Origin of the sequence: Chitinolyticbacter meiyuanensis (genome assembly GCF_008033135.1) — a bacterium.
Classification (GTDB): Bacteria; Pseudomonadota; Gammaproteobacteria; order Burkholderiales; family Chitinibacteraceae; genus Chitinolyticbacter; species Chitinolyticbacter meiyuanensis.
On the sequence record NZ_CP041335.1, the window covers coordinates 2590110 to 2605143 of the forward strand.

Annotated in this window: 14 protein-coding genes; all 14 read right to left on the reverse strand. The window is 64.2% G+C overall.

Annotated features, from left to right (window positions below):
* Positions 1 to 108: 108 nt before the first annotated feature.
* A complete protein-coding gene (gene sugE, locus FLM21_RS12280; protein WP_148715837.1) occupies positions 109 to 435 on the reverse strand; it encodes a quaternary ammonium compound efflux SMR transporter SugE in 327 nt (108 codons plus the stop codon).
* Positions 436 to 576: 141 nt separating this feature from the next.
* Entirely contained in the window at positions 577 to 1953 is a 1377-nt protein-coding gene (locus tag FLM21_RS12285) for a tryptophan--tRNA ligase (protein ID WP_148715838.1), read from the reverse strand.
* Positions 1954 to 1977: 24 nt separating this feature from the next.
* Positions 1978 to 3162 (reverse strand): O-succinylhomoserine sulfhydrylase, encoded by a 1185-nt coding sequence (locus FLM21_RS12290; protein WP_148715839.1) that lies wholly within the window; start codon positions 3160 to 3162, stop codon positions 1978 to 1980.
* Positions 3163 to 3250: 88 nt separating this feature from the next.
* Positions 3251 to 4795, reverse strand: coding sequence for an amidophosphoribosyltransferase (gene purF / locus FLM21_RS12295; RefSeq protein WP_148715840.1), 1545 nt, complete (start codon positions 4793 to 4795; stop codon positions 3251 to 3253).
* A 32-nt stretch (positions 4796 to 4827) separates the two neighbouring features.
* On the reverse strand, positions 4828 to 5319 hold the full coding sequence (locus FLM21_RS12300) for a CvpA family protein (protein ID WP_148715841.1): 492 nt from the start codon (positions 5317 to 5319) through the stop codon (positions 4828 to 4830).
* Positions 5316 to 6017, reverse strand: a complete 702-nt coding sequence (locus FLM21_RS12305) for an SPOR domain-containing protein (RefSeq protein ID WP_148715842.1) — start codon at positions 6015 to 6017, stop codon at positions 5316 to 5318. Before FLM21_RS12305 ends, FLM21_RS12300 begins: the two co-directional genes overlap by 4 nt.
* A 130-nt stretch (positions 6018 to 6147) precedes the next feature.
* On the reverse strand, positions 6148 to 7416 hold the full coding sequence (gene folC, locus FLM21_RS12310) for a bifunctional tetrahydrofolate synthase/dihydrofolate synthase (RefSeq protein ID WP_148715843.1): 1269 nt from the start codon (positions 7414 to 7416) through the stop codon (positions 6148 to 6150).
* 13 nt (positions 7417 to 7429) lie between these two features.
* Positions 7430 to 8302, reverse strand: a complete 873-nt coding sequence (gene accD, locus FLM21_RS12315; protein ID WP_148715844.1) for an acetyl-CoA carboxylase, carboxyltransferase subunit beta — start codon at positions 8300 to 8302, stop codon at positions 7430 to 7432.
* Positions 8303 to 8313: 11 nt separating this feature from the next.
* Positions 8314 to 9117: a tryptophan synthase subunit alpha gene (gene trpA / locus FLM21_RS12320; protein WP_148715845.1), complete on the reverse strand. Its 804-nt coding sequence runs from the start codon at positions 9115 to 9117 to the stop codon at positions 8314 to 8316.
* A gap of 47 nt (positions 9118 to 9164) precedes the next feature.
* Positions 9165 to 10376 (reverse strand): tryptophan synthase subunit beta, encoded by a 1212-nt coding sequence (gene trpB, locus FLM21_RS12325; protein WP_148715846.1) that lies wholly within the window; start codon positions 10374 to 10376, stop codon positions 9165 to 9167.
* A gap of 15 nt (positions 10377 to 10391) precedes the next feature.
* Positions 10392 to 11009 (reverse strand): phosphoribosylanthranilate isomerase, encoded by a 618-nt coding sequence (locus FLM21_RS12330; protein WP_148715847.1) that lies wholly within the window; start codon positions 11007 to 11009, stop codon positions 10392 to 10394.
* A gap of 13 nt (positions 11010 to 11022) precedes the next feature.
* Positions 11023 to 11805 (reverse strand): tRNA pseudouridine(38-40) synthase TruA, encoded by a 783-nt coding sequence (truA, locus tag FLM21_RS12335; protein ID WP_148715848.1) that lies wholly within the window; start codon positions 11803 to 11805, stop codon positions 11023 to 11025.
* A 10-nt stretch (positions 11806 to 11815) separates the two neighbouring features.
* Entirely contained in the window at positions 11816 to 12457 is a 642-nt protein-coding gene (locus tag FLM21_RS12340; protein WP_148715849.1) for a hypothetical protein, read from the reverse strand.
* Entirely contained in the window at positions 12454 to 15018 is a 2565-nt protein-coding gene (locus FLM21_RS12345; protein WP_148715850.1) for a motility hub landmark protein FimV, read from the reverse strand. The genes FLM21_RS12340 and FLM21_RS12345 overlap by 4 nt, the downstream gene beginning before the upstream one ends.
* Between the last annotated feature and the right edge of the window lie 16 nt (positions 15019 to 15034).

The window sequence follows — 15034 nt, forward strand, 5'->3', positions numbered from 1 at the left end:
ACAAGCTGATTGTGGCACTTCAGCGCGCGCAAGGTTTAGTGCTGAATTCGGTTCAGCAAGGACGGCAAACAAGGCCATGCGGCAAGCATGGCCTTTTGCGGGGAAGACTCAGGCGAGCTTGAGGCCGACGATGCCAGCGAGGATCAGCGCAACCGAAGCCAGCCGCCACAGCGTGGCCGGCTCACCGAACCAGACGATGCCGAACAGCACCGTGCCGACTGCGCCGATCCCGGTCCAGATTGCGTAAGCGGTGCCGACCGGCAGCGATTTCATCGCATAGGCGAGGAAATACATGCTGGCCGCAGCACTGACGGCAAACAGCGCCGTGGCGGGCAAGCGCGTGAAGCCGTGCGAGGATTTGAGCGCCAACGCCCAGACCACTTCGAGCACACCGGCGATCAACAGGGAAATCCAGGGGATGAGTTGCGGGTTCATACGACCTCCTCAGATGAATGGAAGGGGCCGTCCCCGCTGGATGACGGCACGGGGTCGTCCCCGCGCCCGATGGCAAATCCGCGACAGATTAACCGAAGTGCGTGGCCGGGGCTGTGACCGAATCACGCCCCGGCCTGCCGTTCACTCCTGTTGCGCCGCCGCGATGCTGGCCAGCGCCGCCTCGGCCCGTTGCAATGTGGCATCCCGTGCTGCAGCGTCGGCCTGCTCGTGGCTGTTGCCCAGCACTTCACCATCGAGCTGCAACGCGAAACGTAATTCGCCGTCGGCGACGAGGCTGATCCCGCCCTCGACCGAAGCCGCTTGCAACCGGGCAATCACTGCGCCAGCCGCCTTGGGATCGGCATAGGAATTGGACAGCAACAACTCCTCGCCGTCGGCGCCCTGCAGGTTGAAGCGGAACTGCCCGTCCTTGCCACGGAAACTGAGAAAGCGCGCAGCCTTGGCCTTCTTCTTGGTGGCGCCCTCGCCCGCCTGTGCCAGCGCGGTGAGCGAGCGCAGGCCGACGGCTTCGCGCAGCTGCGCAAGGAACGGCGTGGCATAGGCACGCGCCTTGGCGGCACCAGCCAGCAGGATGTCCTCGATATCGGCCGGCCGGGCGATCAGCGCCTGATAGCGTTCGCGCGCCTCGCCGAGCTCGCTGTCGAGCACGGTAAAGAGCTGCTGCTTGGCATCGCCCCAACCGAGGCCGTCCAGCAGCGCCGCGCGGAACGTCGTGCCCTGCTCCGGCGTGGCAAAGGCCTGGTAGATGGTGTTCAGATGCGCGTTGTCGGCATCCTTGGGCTCGCCCGGCAGCTTCGAATCGGTGACGATGCGCGCAATCGCGGCCTTCAGTTCCTTGGCGCTGCCAAATAGCGGGATGGTGTTGTCGTAGCTCTTGGACATCTTGCGCCCGTCCAGCCCCGGCAATGTGGCCACCGCTTCCTCGATCTTGGACTGCGGCAGCGTGAAGAAATCCTTGCCCTGGCCGAACAGGTGGTTGAAGCGCTGGCCGATGTCGCGCGCCATTTCGACATGCTGGATCTGGTCGCGACCCACCGGTACTTCGTTGGCGTTGAACATCAGGATGTCCGCGGCCATCAGCACCGGATAGCTGTAAAGCCCCATGGTCACACCGGCGTCCTCGTCCTCGCCCGCTTCGACATTCTTGTCGACCGAGGCCTTGTAGGCATGCGCCCGGTTCAACAGGCCCTTGGCGGTGACGCAGGTCAACAACCAGGTGAGTTCGGGAATCTCGGGGATATCCGACTGGCGATAGAAGGTGACGCGCGCCGGATCGAGCCCGCAGGCGAGCCAGGTCGCGGCGATCTCCAGCCGCGAGCGCTGGATGCGCAGCGGATCGTCGCACTTGATCAGCGCGTGATAGTCGGCGAGGAAATAGAACGAATCGGCGTGTTCGCTGCGGCTCGCCACGATGGCCGGACGGATGGCGCCGGCATAGTTGCCGAGGTGGGGCGTGCCGGTGGTGGTGATGCCTGTGAGGATGCGGGTCTTTTTCATGTTCTTGTTCTGGGTTCGATGGTCTTAGCCGAGGCCACGCTGCAAATCGTTGATCAGGTCGTCCACATGCTCCAGGCCGACCGAAATGCGGATCAACCCTTCGCGAATGCTGGCTGCTGCACGCGCTTCCGGCGTGACGCGGCCGTGGGTGGTGCTGGCCGGATGGGTGATGGTGCTGCGCACGTCACCGAGATTGGCGGTGCGGCTGATCAGGCGCACTGCATCGACGATGCGCCACGCGGCTTCACGACCGCCCTTGACCTCGAACGAGACGATGCCACCACCACCGCTCTGCTGGCGCTGCGCCAGCGCGTATTGCGGATGCGATGGCAAGCCTGGGTAGAACACACGCTCGACCTCGGCCTGCGCTTCCAGCCATTGCGCGAGCTTGAGCGCGTTGTCGCAATGCGCGCGCATCCGCAGCGGCAGCGTTTCCATGCCTTTGAGCAGCACCCAGGCGTTGAACGGCGACAGGCTGGGCCCGGCCGTGCGCAGGAACAGGTAAACGGGCTCGATCAGTTCCTTCCTGCCGACCACGGCACCACCGAGCACGCGGCCCTGGCCATCAAGGTACTTGGTCGCGGAATGCACGACGAGGTCAGCTCCGAGCTTCAGTGGTTGCTGCAGGATAGGGGTGCAGAAGCAGTTGTCGACCGCCAGGATGGCGCCATTGGCGTGCGCAATCTCGGCGATGGCCGCGATGTCGGCCACTTCGGTCAGCGGATTGGATGGTGTTTCCAGGAAGAACAACTTGGTATTGGGCTTGACCGCCGCCTGCCAGGCCGCCGGATCGGTAGGACTGGCGTAGCTGATCTCGACGCCGAACTTGACGAAATAGGCGTTGAACAACTGGATGGTGGCGCCAAACAGGCCGTTGGACGCGACCACATGGTCGCCGGCCTTCAGATGGCCCATGCCCAGTGCCAGGATGGCGCTCATGCCACTGGCGGTGGCGATGGCGCGCTCGCCGCCCTCCAGCGCGGCCAACCGCTTCTCGAACGCGGTCACCGTGGGGTTGGTGAAGCGCGAGTAGATATAGCCCGGAATCTGGTTGGTGAACTTGAGCGAGGCCTCCTCTGCGCTGCCGACGCAGAAGCTGGAGGTCAGGTACATCGCATCCGAGTGCTCGCCAAATTCCGTGCGGCTGGTAGCGGCGCGGATCGCCAGCGTATCCGGGTGCAGGCCTTCGGGCAGATCGTGGTCGTTCATAAGGCGGTCTCTAAGAGAACGGGGGCATCGCCCCCGTTTATATCGCATTTCCAGACAGCGCGACCGATACAGCGGGCCGCGCGTATGGTCAGATCAGGTTCTGCTCGGCCACGCCGATGTTCATGTCGAGCACACGGCTGTCGGCATCGCCGTCCTTGACCTTCGCCGACAGCGGCGACAGACGCTTGGCCTCCAGCGCGTCGAGGTAGGCATCGGTCACATCGCCGGTGATGTACTTGCCGTCGAAGCACGAGGTCTCGAACTCGGTGATGGCGCCACCGCTAGCTTCGCGGCAGGCCGAGATCAGGTCGGTGAGTTCCTGGTAGATCACCGCATCGGCACCGATCTCTTCGGCGATCTGTTCGGCGCTGCGGCCGGTGGCGATCAGCTCGGCACGGGTCGGCATGTCGATGCCATAGACGTGCGGGAACTTCACTGGCGGTGCAGCGGAGGCCAGATACACCTTCTTGGCGCCGGAATCGCGCACCATCTGCACGATTTCCTTGGAGGTGGTGCCGCGCACGATGGAATCGTCGACCAGCAGCACGTTCTTGCCCCGGAATTCGACCGCGATCGGGTTGAGCTTCTGCCGTACCGATTTCTTGCGGCTGGCCTGACCCGGCATGATGAAGGTACGGCCGATGTAGCGGTTCTTCATGAAGCCTTCGCGGTATGGCAGGCCGAGCGCATTCGCCAGCTGCAGCGCTGCATCGCGGCTGGTATCCGGAATCGGGATGACCACATCGATATTGAGCGCCGGAGCGATCGAACGCACCTTGTCGGCCAGCTGCACACCCATGTTGAGGCGCGCCTCGTGTACCGAGATGCCATCGATCACCGAATCGGGCCGTGCGAAATAGACGTGCTCGAAGATACAGGGCACGAGTTGCGGATTGGGGTGGCACTGGCGGTTGTGGAACACACCGTCGAAGGTGATGTACAGCGCCTCGCCCGGTGCAACGTCACGTTCGAGCTTGAAGCCCATGGTATCGAGTACCACCGATTCGCTGGCCACGAGGTACTCCGTGCCTTCCGGCGTCTCGTGAGTGCCCAGCGACAGGGGGCGGATGCCGTGTGGGTCGCGGAAGGCAACGAGGCCGAAGCCGGCGATTAGCGCGACCACCGCGTAGGCACCGCGCACCCGCTGGTGCACCGCTTCGATCGCGTCGAACACGATGTCGGCGGTCAGAGCGAGGCCAGTGATGCGTTTGCCAAGCTCATGCGCGAACACGTTGAGCAGCGCTTCGGAATCGGAATTGGTGTTGATGTGCCGCAGGTCGGTGCGGTACATCTCGTCCTTGAGCTGCTTGTCGTTGGTCAGGTTGCCGTTGTGCGCCAGCACGATGCCAAACGGGCTGTTGACGTAGAACGGCTGCGATTCAGCCAAGCTCGAAGCAGAGCCGGCAGTGGGATAACGCACGTGGCCGATGCCGGTGTTGCCAAGCAGGGAGCGCATGTTGCGGGTGCGGAATACATCACGCACCAGCCCTTGACCCTTGTGCATATGGAACACGTGGCCTTCGGAGGTCACGATGCCGGCCGCGTCCTGGCCGCGATGCTGCAGCACCAGCAGGCCGTCGTACAACAGCTGGTTGACGGGGGTTTTGGCCACTACACCGACGATGCCACACATGCTAATGCCTCTCGAGCTCTAAACTTACAAATTCATTCGTACTTGATGCGCTCGGAGAGCGCATGCGGTAACCAGGGCAGCGCCAGCCGGGCAGATGCCTCCAACATGGGACTGAACATGGCATCTTTCCAGCCCTGGCTCCTCGGCAGGGACGTCAGGCCGGCGATCAGCACGATCAGCAACACGGCCAGTAGCCCCCGCATCAATCCGAACAGCGCGCCCAGCAGCCGATCCACCGGCTTGAGGCCAGATGCCTTCAGAAACTGGTTGATGGTGATGCGCAAGATCGTCGTCACCAGCCACACCGCGAAGAACAGACCGACGAAGCCAGCCACCAGCCGCAGACCGTCACCAGGCAGATCGGCAGGCATGAACACTGCCGCTTCGTCCGCATAGTTGAAACCGACCCAGGCAGCGAGCACCCAGGCAATCAGCGCCATTACTTCCTGCGTCAATCCCCGCATCACCGAGAGCAGCACCGACAGGCCAAGCACGGCGAGTACGACGTAGTCGAATGCGGTCACTTGCTCACCAGCTGCGGCGCATAGCCCAGCGACGCCGCCTTGTCGCGCGCTTTCTGCGCCTGCGCCTCAGCCAGCGGCCCGACGCGCACCCGTGTCAACGCCACGCCCTTGACCTTGATTTCCTCGCTATAGGCCGCAAGGCCCGCAGCCTTGAGCTTGCCAACGATATCGGCCGCCTTGCCAGCGTCGCCATAGGCGCCGATCTGCACATAGACCTTGCCGGCCGCAGGCTGCTGCGACTTGGCTTCGGCATCGTCGAAGCCTTCCAGGATGCGCTTGGGATCCCGCGTCGGCTTGGCAGCTGGCTTGGGCGTGGGTTTCGGTGTTGGAACCGGCGTCACGGCCGGTCGCGGCGTGGCCGTGGGTGCCAGGACTTCGGTCACCACCGGCTGGCCTTGCGGCTCGGAGCTGTGGCCGGTCTGGGCATTGGTAAGCCGCCCCGGCAAGGCCGCGAGCGCTTCGCTGGCGGTCTTGGCTTGCGGCGCAGTGGATGGCAGCGGCGCCGGTGCGGCCACGCTGGGAGCGCTGGCCTCGATCACGACCGGCTCGCTCGCTGCGATCAGGTTCTGTGGCGGCGTGGCATCCATCACGGTCCAGAGCACCACCAGGGCAAACAGCACCAGCGCGATCGCACCGACCAGACGGCGCCGTGCGCGCTTGCGCAATTGCAGCAATTCTTCGCTGACGTTATCTCGCATAGGGCCTGTCAACACTCATTTCTCGTTGGCATATCCGGCGACGGCACGATCAAGCCATGCATCGCGAGCGGCCTTCCTGCACACGGTAAGCGCCATCCGCACACGGACCGGTACGAACGACGTCCCGCAACTAACCGCGGGCCGCCATCACTTCGGCCACCGTATAGAAGGAACCAAAGGCCAGGATTCTATCAGCTTCGCCGGCCGCCTCACAGGCGCCGCGCCAGGCTTCGGCCACGCTATCGTAGCGTTTGACTTGCGCCTTGGGCGCCGCTGCGGCGACGATGCCGGCCAATTGCTCGCTGCTGGCAGCCCGCGCAATCTGCGGTGCAGCCAGGTGCCAGCAATCAATACGATCCGCCAGGATCGTCACTACGCTGGCGATGTCCTTGTCAGCCATGGCTCCGAACACCGCATGGGTGTTGGCGGCATAGCCCATGCCATCGAGCGCCTGGCGCAGCGCACGGGCAGCGTGCGGATTGTGGGCGACGTCGAGCACTGTCTGCGGTCGTCCCGGCAGGACTTGGCAGCGTGCCGGCCACTCCACCTCCAGCAAGCCACGCTTCACCTGTCCCAGGCTTACTGGCAAGCGATTGCGCACCCCGTCGAGCATGGCGACGGCCAGGGCTGCGTTGCCGAGCTGGTAGTTGCCGCGCAATGCAGGTAGCGGCAAGGCGTGGCGCGTGCCGGCCGGCGTGGTACAAGCCCACTGGTTACCCTCCGCTTCCAGCTGCCAGCTGTAATCTCGGCTTAGCAGTCGGAGCTCTGCGCCCTGTTGCGCAGCCACATCCAGTAGCGCCTGCGGCGGGTTTGGGTCTGCACAGAACGCAAGCTGGCCTGGCCGGTAGATCCCAGCTTTCTCAAACGCGATCTTCTCACGGGTATCTCCCAGGTAGGCTTGGTGGTCCAGGTCGACGTTCACCACGGCGGCGACATCGGCATCGAAGGCATTCACCGCATCGAGCCGGCCGCCGAGGCCGACCTCCAGCACCGCGACATCCACACCGGCAGCAATGAACTGCTGCATGGCGGCGAGCGTGCCGAATTCGAAATAGGTCAGCGAGGTGTCGCCACGCGCTGCCTCGACTGCCGCGAAGGCGGCAACGATGGCGGCATCGCTGGCCGGTTCGAGATCGATCCGGACGCGTTCGTTGTAGGTCAGCAGATGCGGCGAGGTATACGTGCCGACCTTGTAGCCGGCGGCGCGCAGCATCGCGGTGAGCATGGCGCAGACGGAGCCCTTGCCATTGGTGCCGCCGACCGTGAGGATGGGAAACCCGGGCTTCAGCCCCAGCGCGTCGCGCACGCGGGCAACGCGCTCCAGCCCCATGTCGATGGCACTGGGGTGCAACTGCTCGAGATGGGCGAGCCAGGCCTCGAGCGTATCGGCAACGAACATCGGTGGAAAAGACTCAGTTGGCGATGGCAGGCTGCTTGGACAGCAGGGTGAGCAGCTGGGCAATCTGCAGGCGCATCTCGCGACGGTCGACGATCATGTCGATCGCGCCCTTTTCCAGCAGGAACTCGGAGCGCTGGAAGCCTTCCGGCAACGTTTCGCGCACGGTCTGCTCGATCACGCGTGGGCCGGCAAAGCCGATCAGCGCGCCCGGCTCGGCGATCACCACATCGCCCAGGAAGGCGAACGAGGCCGAGACACCACCCATCGTCGGATCGGTCAGCACCGAAATGAACGGCAGACGTTTTTCGGCGAGCTTGGTCAGGATGGCGCTGGTCTTGGCCATCTGCATCAGCGAATTGAGGCCTTCCTGCATCCGTGCGCCACCCGAAGCGGCCACACAGATGAAGGGCATATCGTTTTCCAGCGCCACGCGGGCACCGCGCACGAAGCGTTCACCAACCACCGAACCCATCGAGCCGCCGATGAATTTGTATTCAAAGGCCGCGGCCACCACCGGCAGGTTGTGAATGGCACCTTGCAGTACCACCAGCGCGTCGTCCTCACCGGTGCTGGTGCGGTATTGGCCGAGCTGATCGGCATAACGCTTAGTGGCCTTGAACTTCAGCGGATCGACCGGCTGCACCTCGGCGCCAATCTCGAAGCGGCCTTCCTGATCCAGCAACAGATCGAGGCGGCGGCGCGATGACACCGGGTTGTGGTAGCTGCATTTGGGGCAGACTTCGAGGTTGTTCTCCAGATCGGTGCGATACAGCACCGAACCGCAAGCCGAGCACTTGTGCCACAGGCCTTCCGGCACGCCCTTGTTCTCGGCACCGGGTTCGCGGCTCTTGATCTTGGGGGGTAGCAGCTTCTGCAACCAGCTCATGGTATTGCTCCTCAGGCCTGCGCCGTGTCCATTGCGGACCGGATGCCGGCCAGAAAATCGGTAAGGCGTTGCGCGAGGCCGTCTTCGCCGGCCTCCACTTCCTGCACCAGGCGCGAACCGATCACCACGGCGTCGGCCACCTGGGCGATAGCGCGGGCGGTAGTGGCATCACGGATGCCGAAACCCACGCCGATAGGCAGATCGATATGCCGCTTCATCACGGCGAGCTTGTCGGCCACGTCGGCCACGTTCAGCGTCGCCGCACCGGTGACGCCCTTGAGCGACACGTAATACACATAGCCACTGGCAAGCCGCGCCGCCGCCTTGAGCCGCGCTTCGGGCGTGGTCGGCGCCAGCAGGAATATCTGGTCGAGCGCATGGGCGCGCAGTACCGCGGTACAGTCTTCGGCCTCTTCCGGCGGCAGATCCACGGTCAGTACACCATCAACGCCAGCCTCGCCGGCAGCGGCGGCAAAGGTCTGGTAACCCATGGCCTCGACTGGGTTGGCGTAACCCATCAGTACCACTGGTGTCTTGTCATCGCGCTGGCGGAATTCGCGCACCATGGCGAGCACGTCACGCAACGACACGCCGTGGGCCAATGCCCGCTCGCTGGCGCGTTGGATCACCGGGCCGTCTGCCATGGGATCGGAAAACGGCACGCCCAGTTCAATGATGTCGGCGCCACCGGCGACCAGCGCATGCATCAGTTCAACGGTAATGCCTGGACGTGGATCACCGGCGGTGATGAAGGGAATCAGGGCCTGGCGCCGTTGTTCGGCCAAGCCAGCAAGCACGGAAGAGATACGGGACATGGTCTGGATTCGGTAATGGGCGGCGGAACGATCCGCCGCCGAGGTGATTAGAGCTGGATGCCTTCGCGACGTGCGATGGTCGGGATGTCCTTGTCGCCACGGCCAGACAGATTGACCAGGATGACCTGATCCTTATCCAGCGTCGGCGCCAGGCGCTTGGCATAGGCCAGCGCATGGCTCGACTCCAGCGCCGGGATGATGCCTTCGAAACGGCACAGGTCGTGGAATGCGGCGAGCGCCTCGTCGTCGGTGGCGGCCACGTATTCGGCGCGGCCGATGTCCTTGAGGAAGCTGTGCTCCGGGCCGACGCCCGGGTAGTCGAGACCGGCGGAGATCGAGTGCGTTTCGATGATCTGGCCGTTCTCGTCCTGCATCAGATAGGTACGGTTGCCGTGCAGCACGCCGGGCTTGGCGTTGGCGGTCAGCGGCGCGGCATGGCGGCCGGTATCGAGCCCATCGCCACCGGCTTCGACGCCGATCAATCGCACGCCGGGCACGTCGATATAGGGGTGGAAGATGCCGATGGCGTTGGAACCGCCGCCGACGCAGGCCACAACGGCGTCGGGTTGGCGACCGATCAGGTCGACCATCTGCGTCTTGCACTCGTCGCCGATCACGCACTGGAAGTCACGTACCAGCATCGGGTACGGGTGCGGGCCGGCGCAGGTACCGATGATGTAATAGGTGGAATCGACATTGGTCACCCAGTCGCGCATCGCCTCGTTCATCGCATCCTTCAAGGTCTTGGACCCCGAAGAGACGGCCACGACCTGCGCGCCCAGGAGCTTCATCCGGTAGACATTGGGGGATTGGCGGGCAACATCCTCGGCACCCATGTAGACCACGCAATCTAGGCCATAGCGGGCGGCGACGGTGGCGGAGGCCACGCCATGCTGACCAGCGCCGGTCTCGGCGATCACCCGCTTCTTGCCCATGCGGCGGGCCAAGAGCGCCTGGCCGATAGTGTTGTTCACCTTGTGCGCGCCGGTGTGGTTCAGGTCTTCGCGCTTCAGGTAGATCTGCGCCCCGCCCAGCTCGCTGGACCAGCGCTTGGCATGGTAGATCGGGCTGGGGCGGCCGACGTAGTGCTTGAGCTCGTAGCGGAACTCGGCCATGAAATCCGGATCCTTGACCGCCTTTTCGTATTCGATGCGCAACTCGTCGAGCGCCGTCATCAGCGTTTCGGCGACGTAGATGCCGCCAAATTGGCCAAAGTGGCCGCGCTCATCCGGCTGGGCGTAGCGGAGGAAGTCGTTCATGTCGTTCTCGCTCGATCAGGCTGCGTGCACCGCTTGGATGAACGCCGCAATTTTATTGAGGTCCTTGATGCCACGCCCGCTTTCGACGCCACTGGAGACATCGACGGCCCACGGCTTGACTGCCCGCACTGCATCCTTTGCATTGTGCGGGGCAAGCCCGCCGGAGAGGATCAGCGGCAGCGGCAGATCGGCGGGCAATAGCGACCAGTCGAAAGCTTCGCCGGTGCCACCAGGCACGCCCGGCACATAGGCATCAACCAAGAGGCCGCGCGCGTCCGCAAAGCGGGCTGCGTATTCTAGCAAATTTACATCGTGTTTAACCCGTACCGCTTTCAGGTAGGGCCGGCCGAAGCTGCGGCAGTACTCGGGCGACTCATCGCCATGGAACTGCAGCAAGTCGAGCGGCACCCGCGCCAGCACCGCGCGAACGAAGTCCGGCTCCGCATCGACGAACAGGCCGACACTCGAAACAAAGGCCGGCAGGCTCGCGCAAACGGCGGCCGCGGTGTCCAGATCGACATTGCGTGGGCTCGGGCCATAGAACACCAGCCCGATCGCGTCGGCGCCGAGCCGGGATGCTGCTGCAGCGGTCGGGGCGTCGCGCAGCCCGCAGATTTTGATGCGTGGAATCAACGAATACTCCGGGTCAGATCAGGCCATGCCGCGGCTCAGGCTCGCTCTGCAGGCCAAATTCGGATGGATAGCTTACACCAGCGAGATAGAGCCCGTCCGGCATGAAGGTCGGCGCCGCAGCCGAACGGTCCCGCGTGGCGAGGAGCTCGGCCATCCAGGCAGGCTCACGTGCGCCCTTGGCAACGAACAGCAACGACCCCATCAGGTTGCGCACCATGTGATGCAGGAAAGCATCGGCGGAGAAATCGAAGGTAAGCAAAGTACCATTTGCGTGCACATCGAGGCGATGCAGCGTCTTCACCGGGCTGGGCGCCTGACATTCCGCGGCGCGAAAGCTGGTGAAATCATGCGTGCCGAGCAGCAAGTTCGCGGCCTTGCGCAGCGCATCGAGATCGAGCGGCTGGTGTACCCACCCTACCCGTCCGGCCAGCAAGGCGGGCCGCACCGGATGCTGCAGCACGAGATAGCGATAGTGGCGCGCGGTGGCACAGAAGCGCGCGTGGAATGCATCAGGCACCGCCCTGGCCCACAACACGGCGACGCCCTCCGGCAGAAAGCTGTTCACGCCACGGACCCAGGCTGTCAATGGGCGCTCGGCTGTGGTCTCGAAATGAACGATCTGGCGACTGGCATGCACGCCAGCATCGGTACGACCTGCGGCGTGCGCGCGGACCGGATGGGCCGCCATGCGCGCAAGCGCTATCTCCAGCGCTGCCTGCACTGTCGGCGCATCGGGCTGGATCTGCCAGCCGGAAAAGGCACGGCCGTCGTATTCGACGGCAAGCGCATACTTCATGGGCACCCGTTCAGTTGATCGCCATACTGGCCGCCAGTGTGGCCAGCAAGCCCAACCACAGTAGCGTCAGCACCCAGCGCTGACTGCCAGTCGGCGGCGAGGGGCGCCATTCTACGTCAGGCGGTGGGCCAAAGTCGCTTTCCTGTAGCGTCAATTCCCGCCACAGCGCACCGGGCGTCGCCCGATCAGTGAGCAACTCGTCGACGCGACACAGCGTCAGCATCAACCGCCACGTCGCACGCTGCATATCGAAACCCAGGCGTGACAATGGCAGGAGCAACGCATAGATGCCCGACAGTAAAGCATCCCGCCGCAGCCGAGCCAGCAACAAGCGCAAACTGACGATCAAGGCCAGTAAATGCAGCGCCTGCACGCCGCCGGCCTGCAACCCTTCCCACGTTGGCGCCCATCGGGCGAACCACAGATACTGGCCCGGCACGCTCCAGCCGTAGACGAACACAATGCCGAGCAGCAACGACACACTGCGCCGCAGACCGCGCCATAAACGCTGGCCGTCCAGGAACGCAGCGCAAGGCAGCATCAGCACCAATGCAAAGACAAGTGGCGTGGGCTGCATCCACTGCAAGCCACACGCCACCCATATCCACAACAACAAGCGCTGGGCCGGATGGGCCCAGCTCAGTCCGCTCACAGGTTGTCGAGCAGGCCACGCGCCTCCTGCTGCTGTGAATCACTGCCTTCGCTCATAGCTTCCTGCAGGATTTCACGCGCACCTTCCACATCGCCCATGTCGATATAGGCGCGGGCAAGGTCGATCTTGGTCTGAACCGGATCCTCAGCCGAGAAGTCGAGTTCGCTGACCGTGTCCTGCTCGAGATCGATCAACGGCTCTTCAGGCGCCGGCGCAGCTCCGGTCGTCGGCGCATCGAGATTGAAGTCAAAGTCCAGATCGATATCCTGCGGCGCAGCAGCCTGTGCTGGAACAGGTTCAGCCACCGTCGGCATGTCGAGTTCAGCAATGTCCAGACCCAGATCGGCAATGGGTGCCGCTGCCACAGGCGCTGGAGCCGGCTGATCCAGATCGAGCCCGAAGTCCAGGTCATCGAAATCGGAAGCGGCTGGAGCCGGTGCAACCGGTGCCTGTGTGGCTTCCGGTGCCACCAAGGCATCGAGATCGAAGTCAAGATCATCGATCGGAGCCGGTTCGGTCACGGCATCCAGCGCCGCTTGCGGAGCCGGTTGCGGAGCGGGCACAGGCGACGGCTCGCTATCGAACCCCAGATCGAGGTCGATCGGCGCTGCAGCTGCGGCAGCGGCCACCGCGGTCGTCTCGGTGAACGCCGAAGCCGGCGGCTCGTTGACCGGCGCTGCCGCACGGCCCGGATCCTTCTGGGCGTACAGCGGATTTTCCGCATCCAGATTGCGGCCCATGTAGGCAGCCTGCTCCCATACCGGGCCCGCGCCGTTGGTACGGGCGAACAGGTCGGCAGCAATTTCCTCGAACGAGGTCTTGTCCTTGCGAGCCGAATAGATTTCCAGCAGCTTCATGCGGATTTCGTTGCGGGACGGATCCTTCGACAACGCATCCTTGAGGATTTCCTCGGCCTGACCATCACGCCCATAGGCCATGTAGACCTCGGCTTCGGCGATCGGATCGACTTCGTCGGTATCAATGGTGCCCAGGCCCTGGCGGCTGAAATCGGTCAGGAAGGAATTCTCGGTCGGCTGCGTGCTGATCACCGCGCCGCCCGTGCTACCGAGCACGGTATTGGGCTTGAGATCGCCACCAGTGATGATGCTGTCCTCAAACGCGGCCGGACGGCGACGACGCGCCCAGAGCAGGCCACCGACACCGAGCAGCAGCACGCCGAGGCCACCACCGAGCAGCAGCGGGTTGTCCAGCAGGCCAGCCAGGAAGGAAGGTTCCTCTTCCACTGGCGCCTCAATTTCGACCGGAGCGCGGCGCTTGGGCTTGACTGGCGCGGAAGCGGGCTCGCTAGCGACCGGCGCAACCGCTGCGGCAGAAGCCGACGACGCTGTGGAGGCCACTACGGGCTCTGGTGTGGGTGCAGCGGTAGGCTCCGGCGTCGGTGCTGCGGTAGGCGCAGCAGTCGGCACTGGCGTGGTCTTGGCACCGCCCTTGGGCAGCGCCTTGTTCATGTCCTTGACCAGCTTTTCCAGCTCGACCACACGCTGGTTGGCTTCGTCGAGCGCCTTCTGGCGTGCGGCAGCTTCTTCCTCGAGCGTGCGGATGCGCGCCTGGGCCTCGCCGTTGCCCTTGCCGCTCTTGCCGGCATCGCCCCCCTTGGAGAGCTTCAACCGATCCTGATTCTCGGCCTGGCTTCCACCCTTGTCCTCGACCTTGGCGGAAATCTTGCCCGACGTCGATTGACCCTGGTCGGCGGCCGGGGTCGTCATTGCCCCTTCCGCGACCTGCTGGCGATAGCCGCGCCAGTTGTCGGCCTGCAGACGGATTTCCTTGGCGGCCTCGTTGCGGCTGACACCTTCCATCTCTTCACGTGCGGGCACGCGCAGAATCTTGCCGCGCTTGAGGCGGTTCATATTGCCGGCGAAGGCATCCGGGTTGGCACGATACAGCGACACCAGCACCTGATCGAGGCTGACGCCCTCGGGCTTGACCTGACCGGCAATCGACGACAGCGTATCGCCGGACTTCACCTTGACTTCGTTGGCGCCGGCCTCACTGCCAGCGGCTTCGCTTGGCACTGCACGGCTCGGTCGAGCCGGACGGGACGGCGCTTCGCTCGTTGCTGCGGGCTTGCTCGCGGCCGGCGCAGGGGTCTTGCCGGAAAGGCGGCCCGGCAGCGCCGTGCTGGGACGTTGCGCGGAATAATCGACCGGATCGATCAGCGCGGTGTATTCACGCTGGATGCGACCACCGGCCCAATTGAGTTCCAGCAGCAGGTCGAGGAACGGCTCGGAAACCGGCTGCGATGAATTGATCGCAACATAGTATTGACCGCCGCCACGCTTCTCGATGTTGAAGCGCAGGCCCAGCGAACCCGACGGGTACTGGATGTTGGCGCTAGCGAACGCATCAGGCGAGGCCAAGCTCACCACCAGCGAATCGGCTTCTTCGGGGGTAACGGCAACGAGGTCGATCTCGGCACGGAACGGCTGCCCCAGACCCGATTGCACATTTAGCCGGCCCAGCCCAGCCGCATTCGCGTATAACGGCGCGGCCAGCATCATGGCCAATACGCAGGCCTTGATTCTTGGTTTGCTCAGCACGATTTCCCCCAGTCGC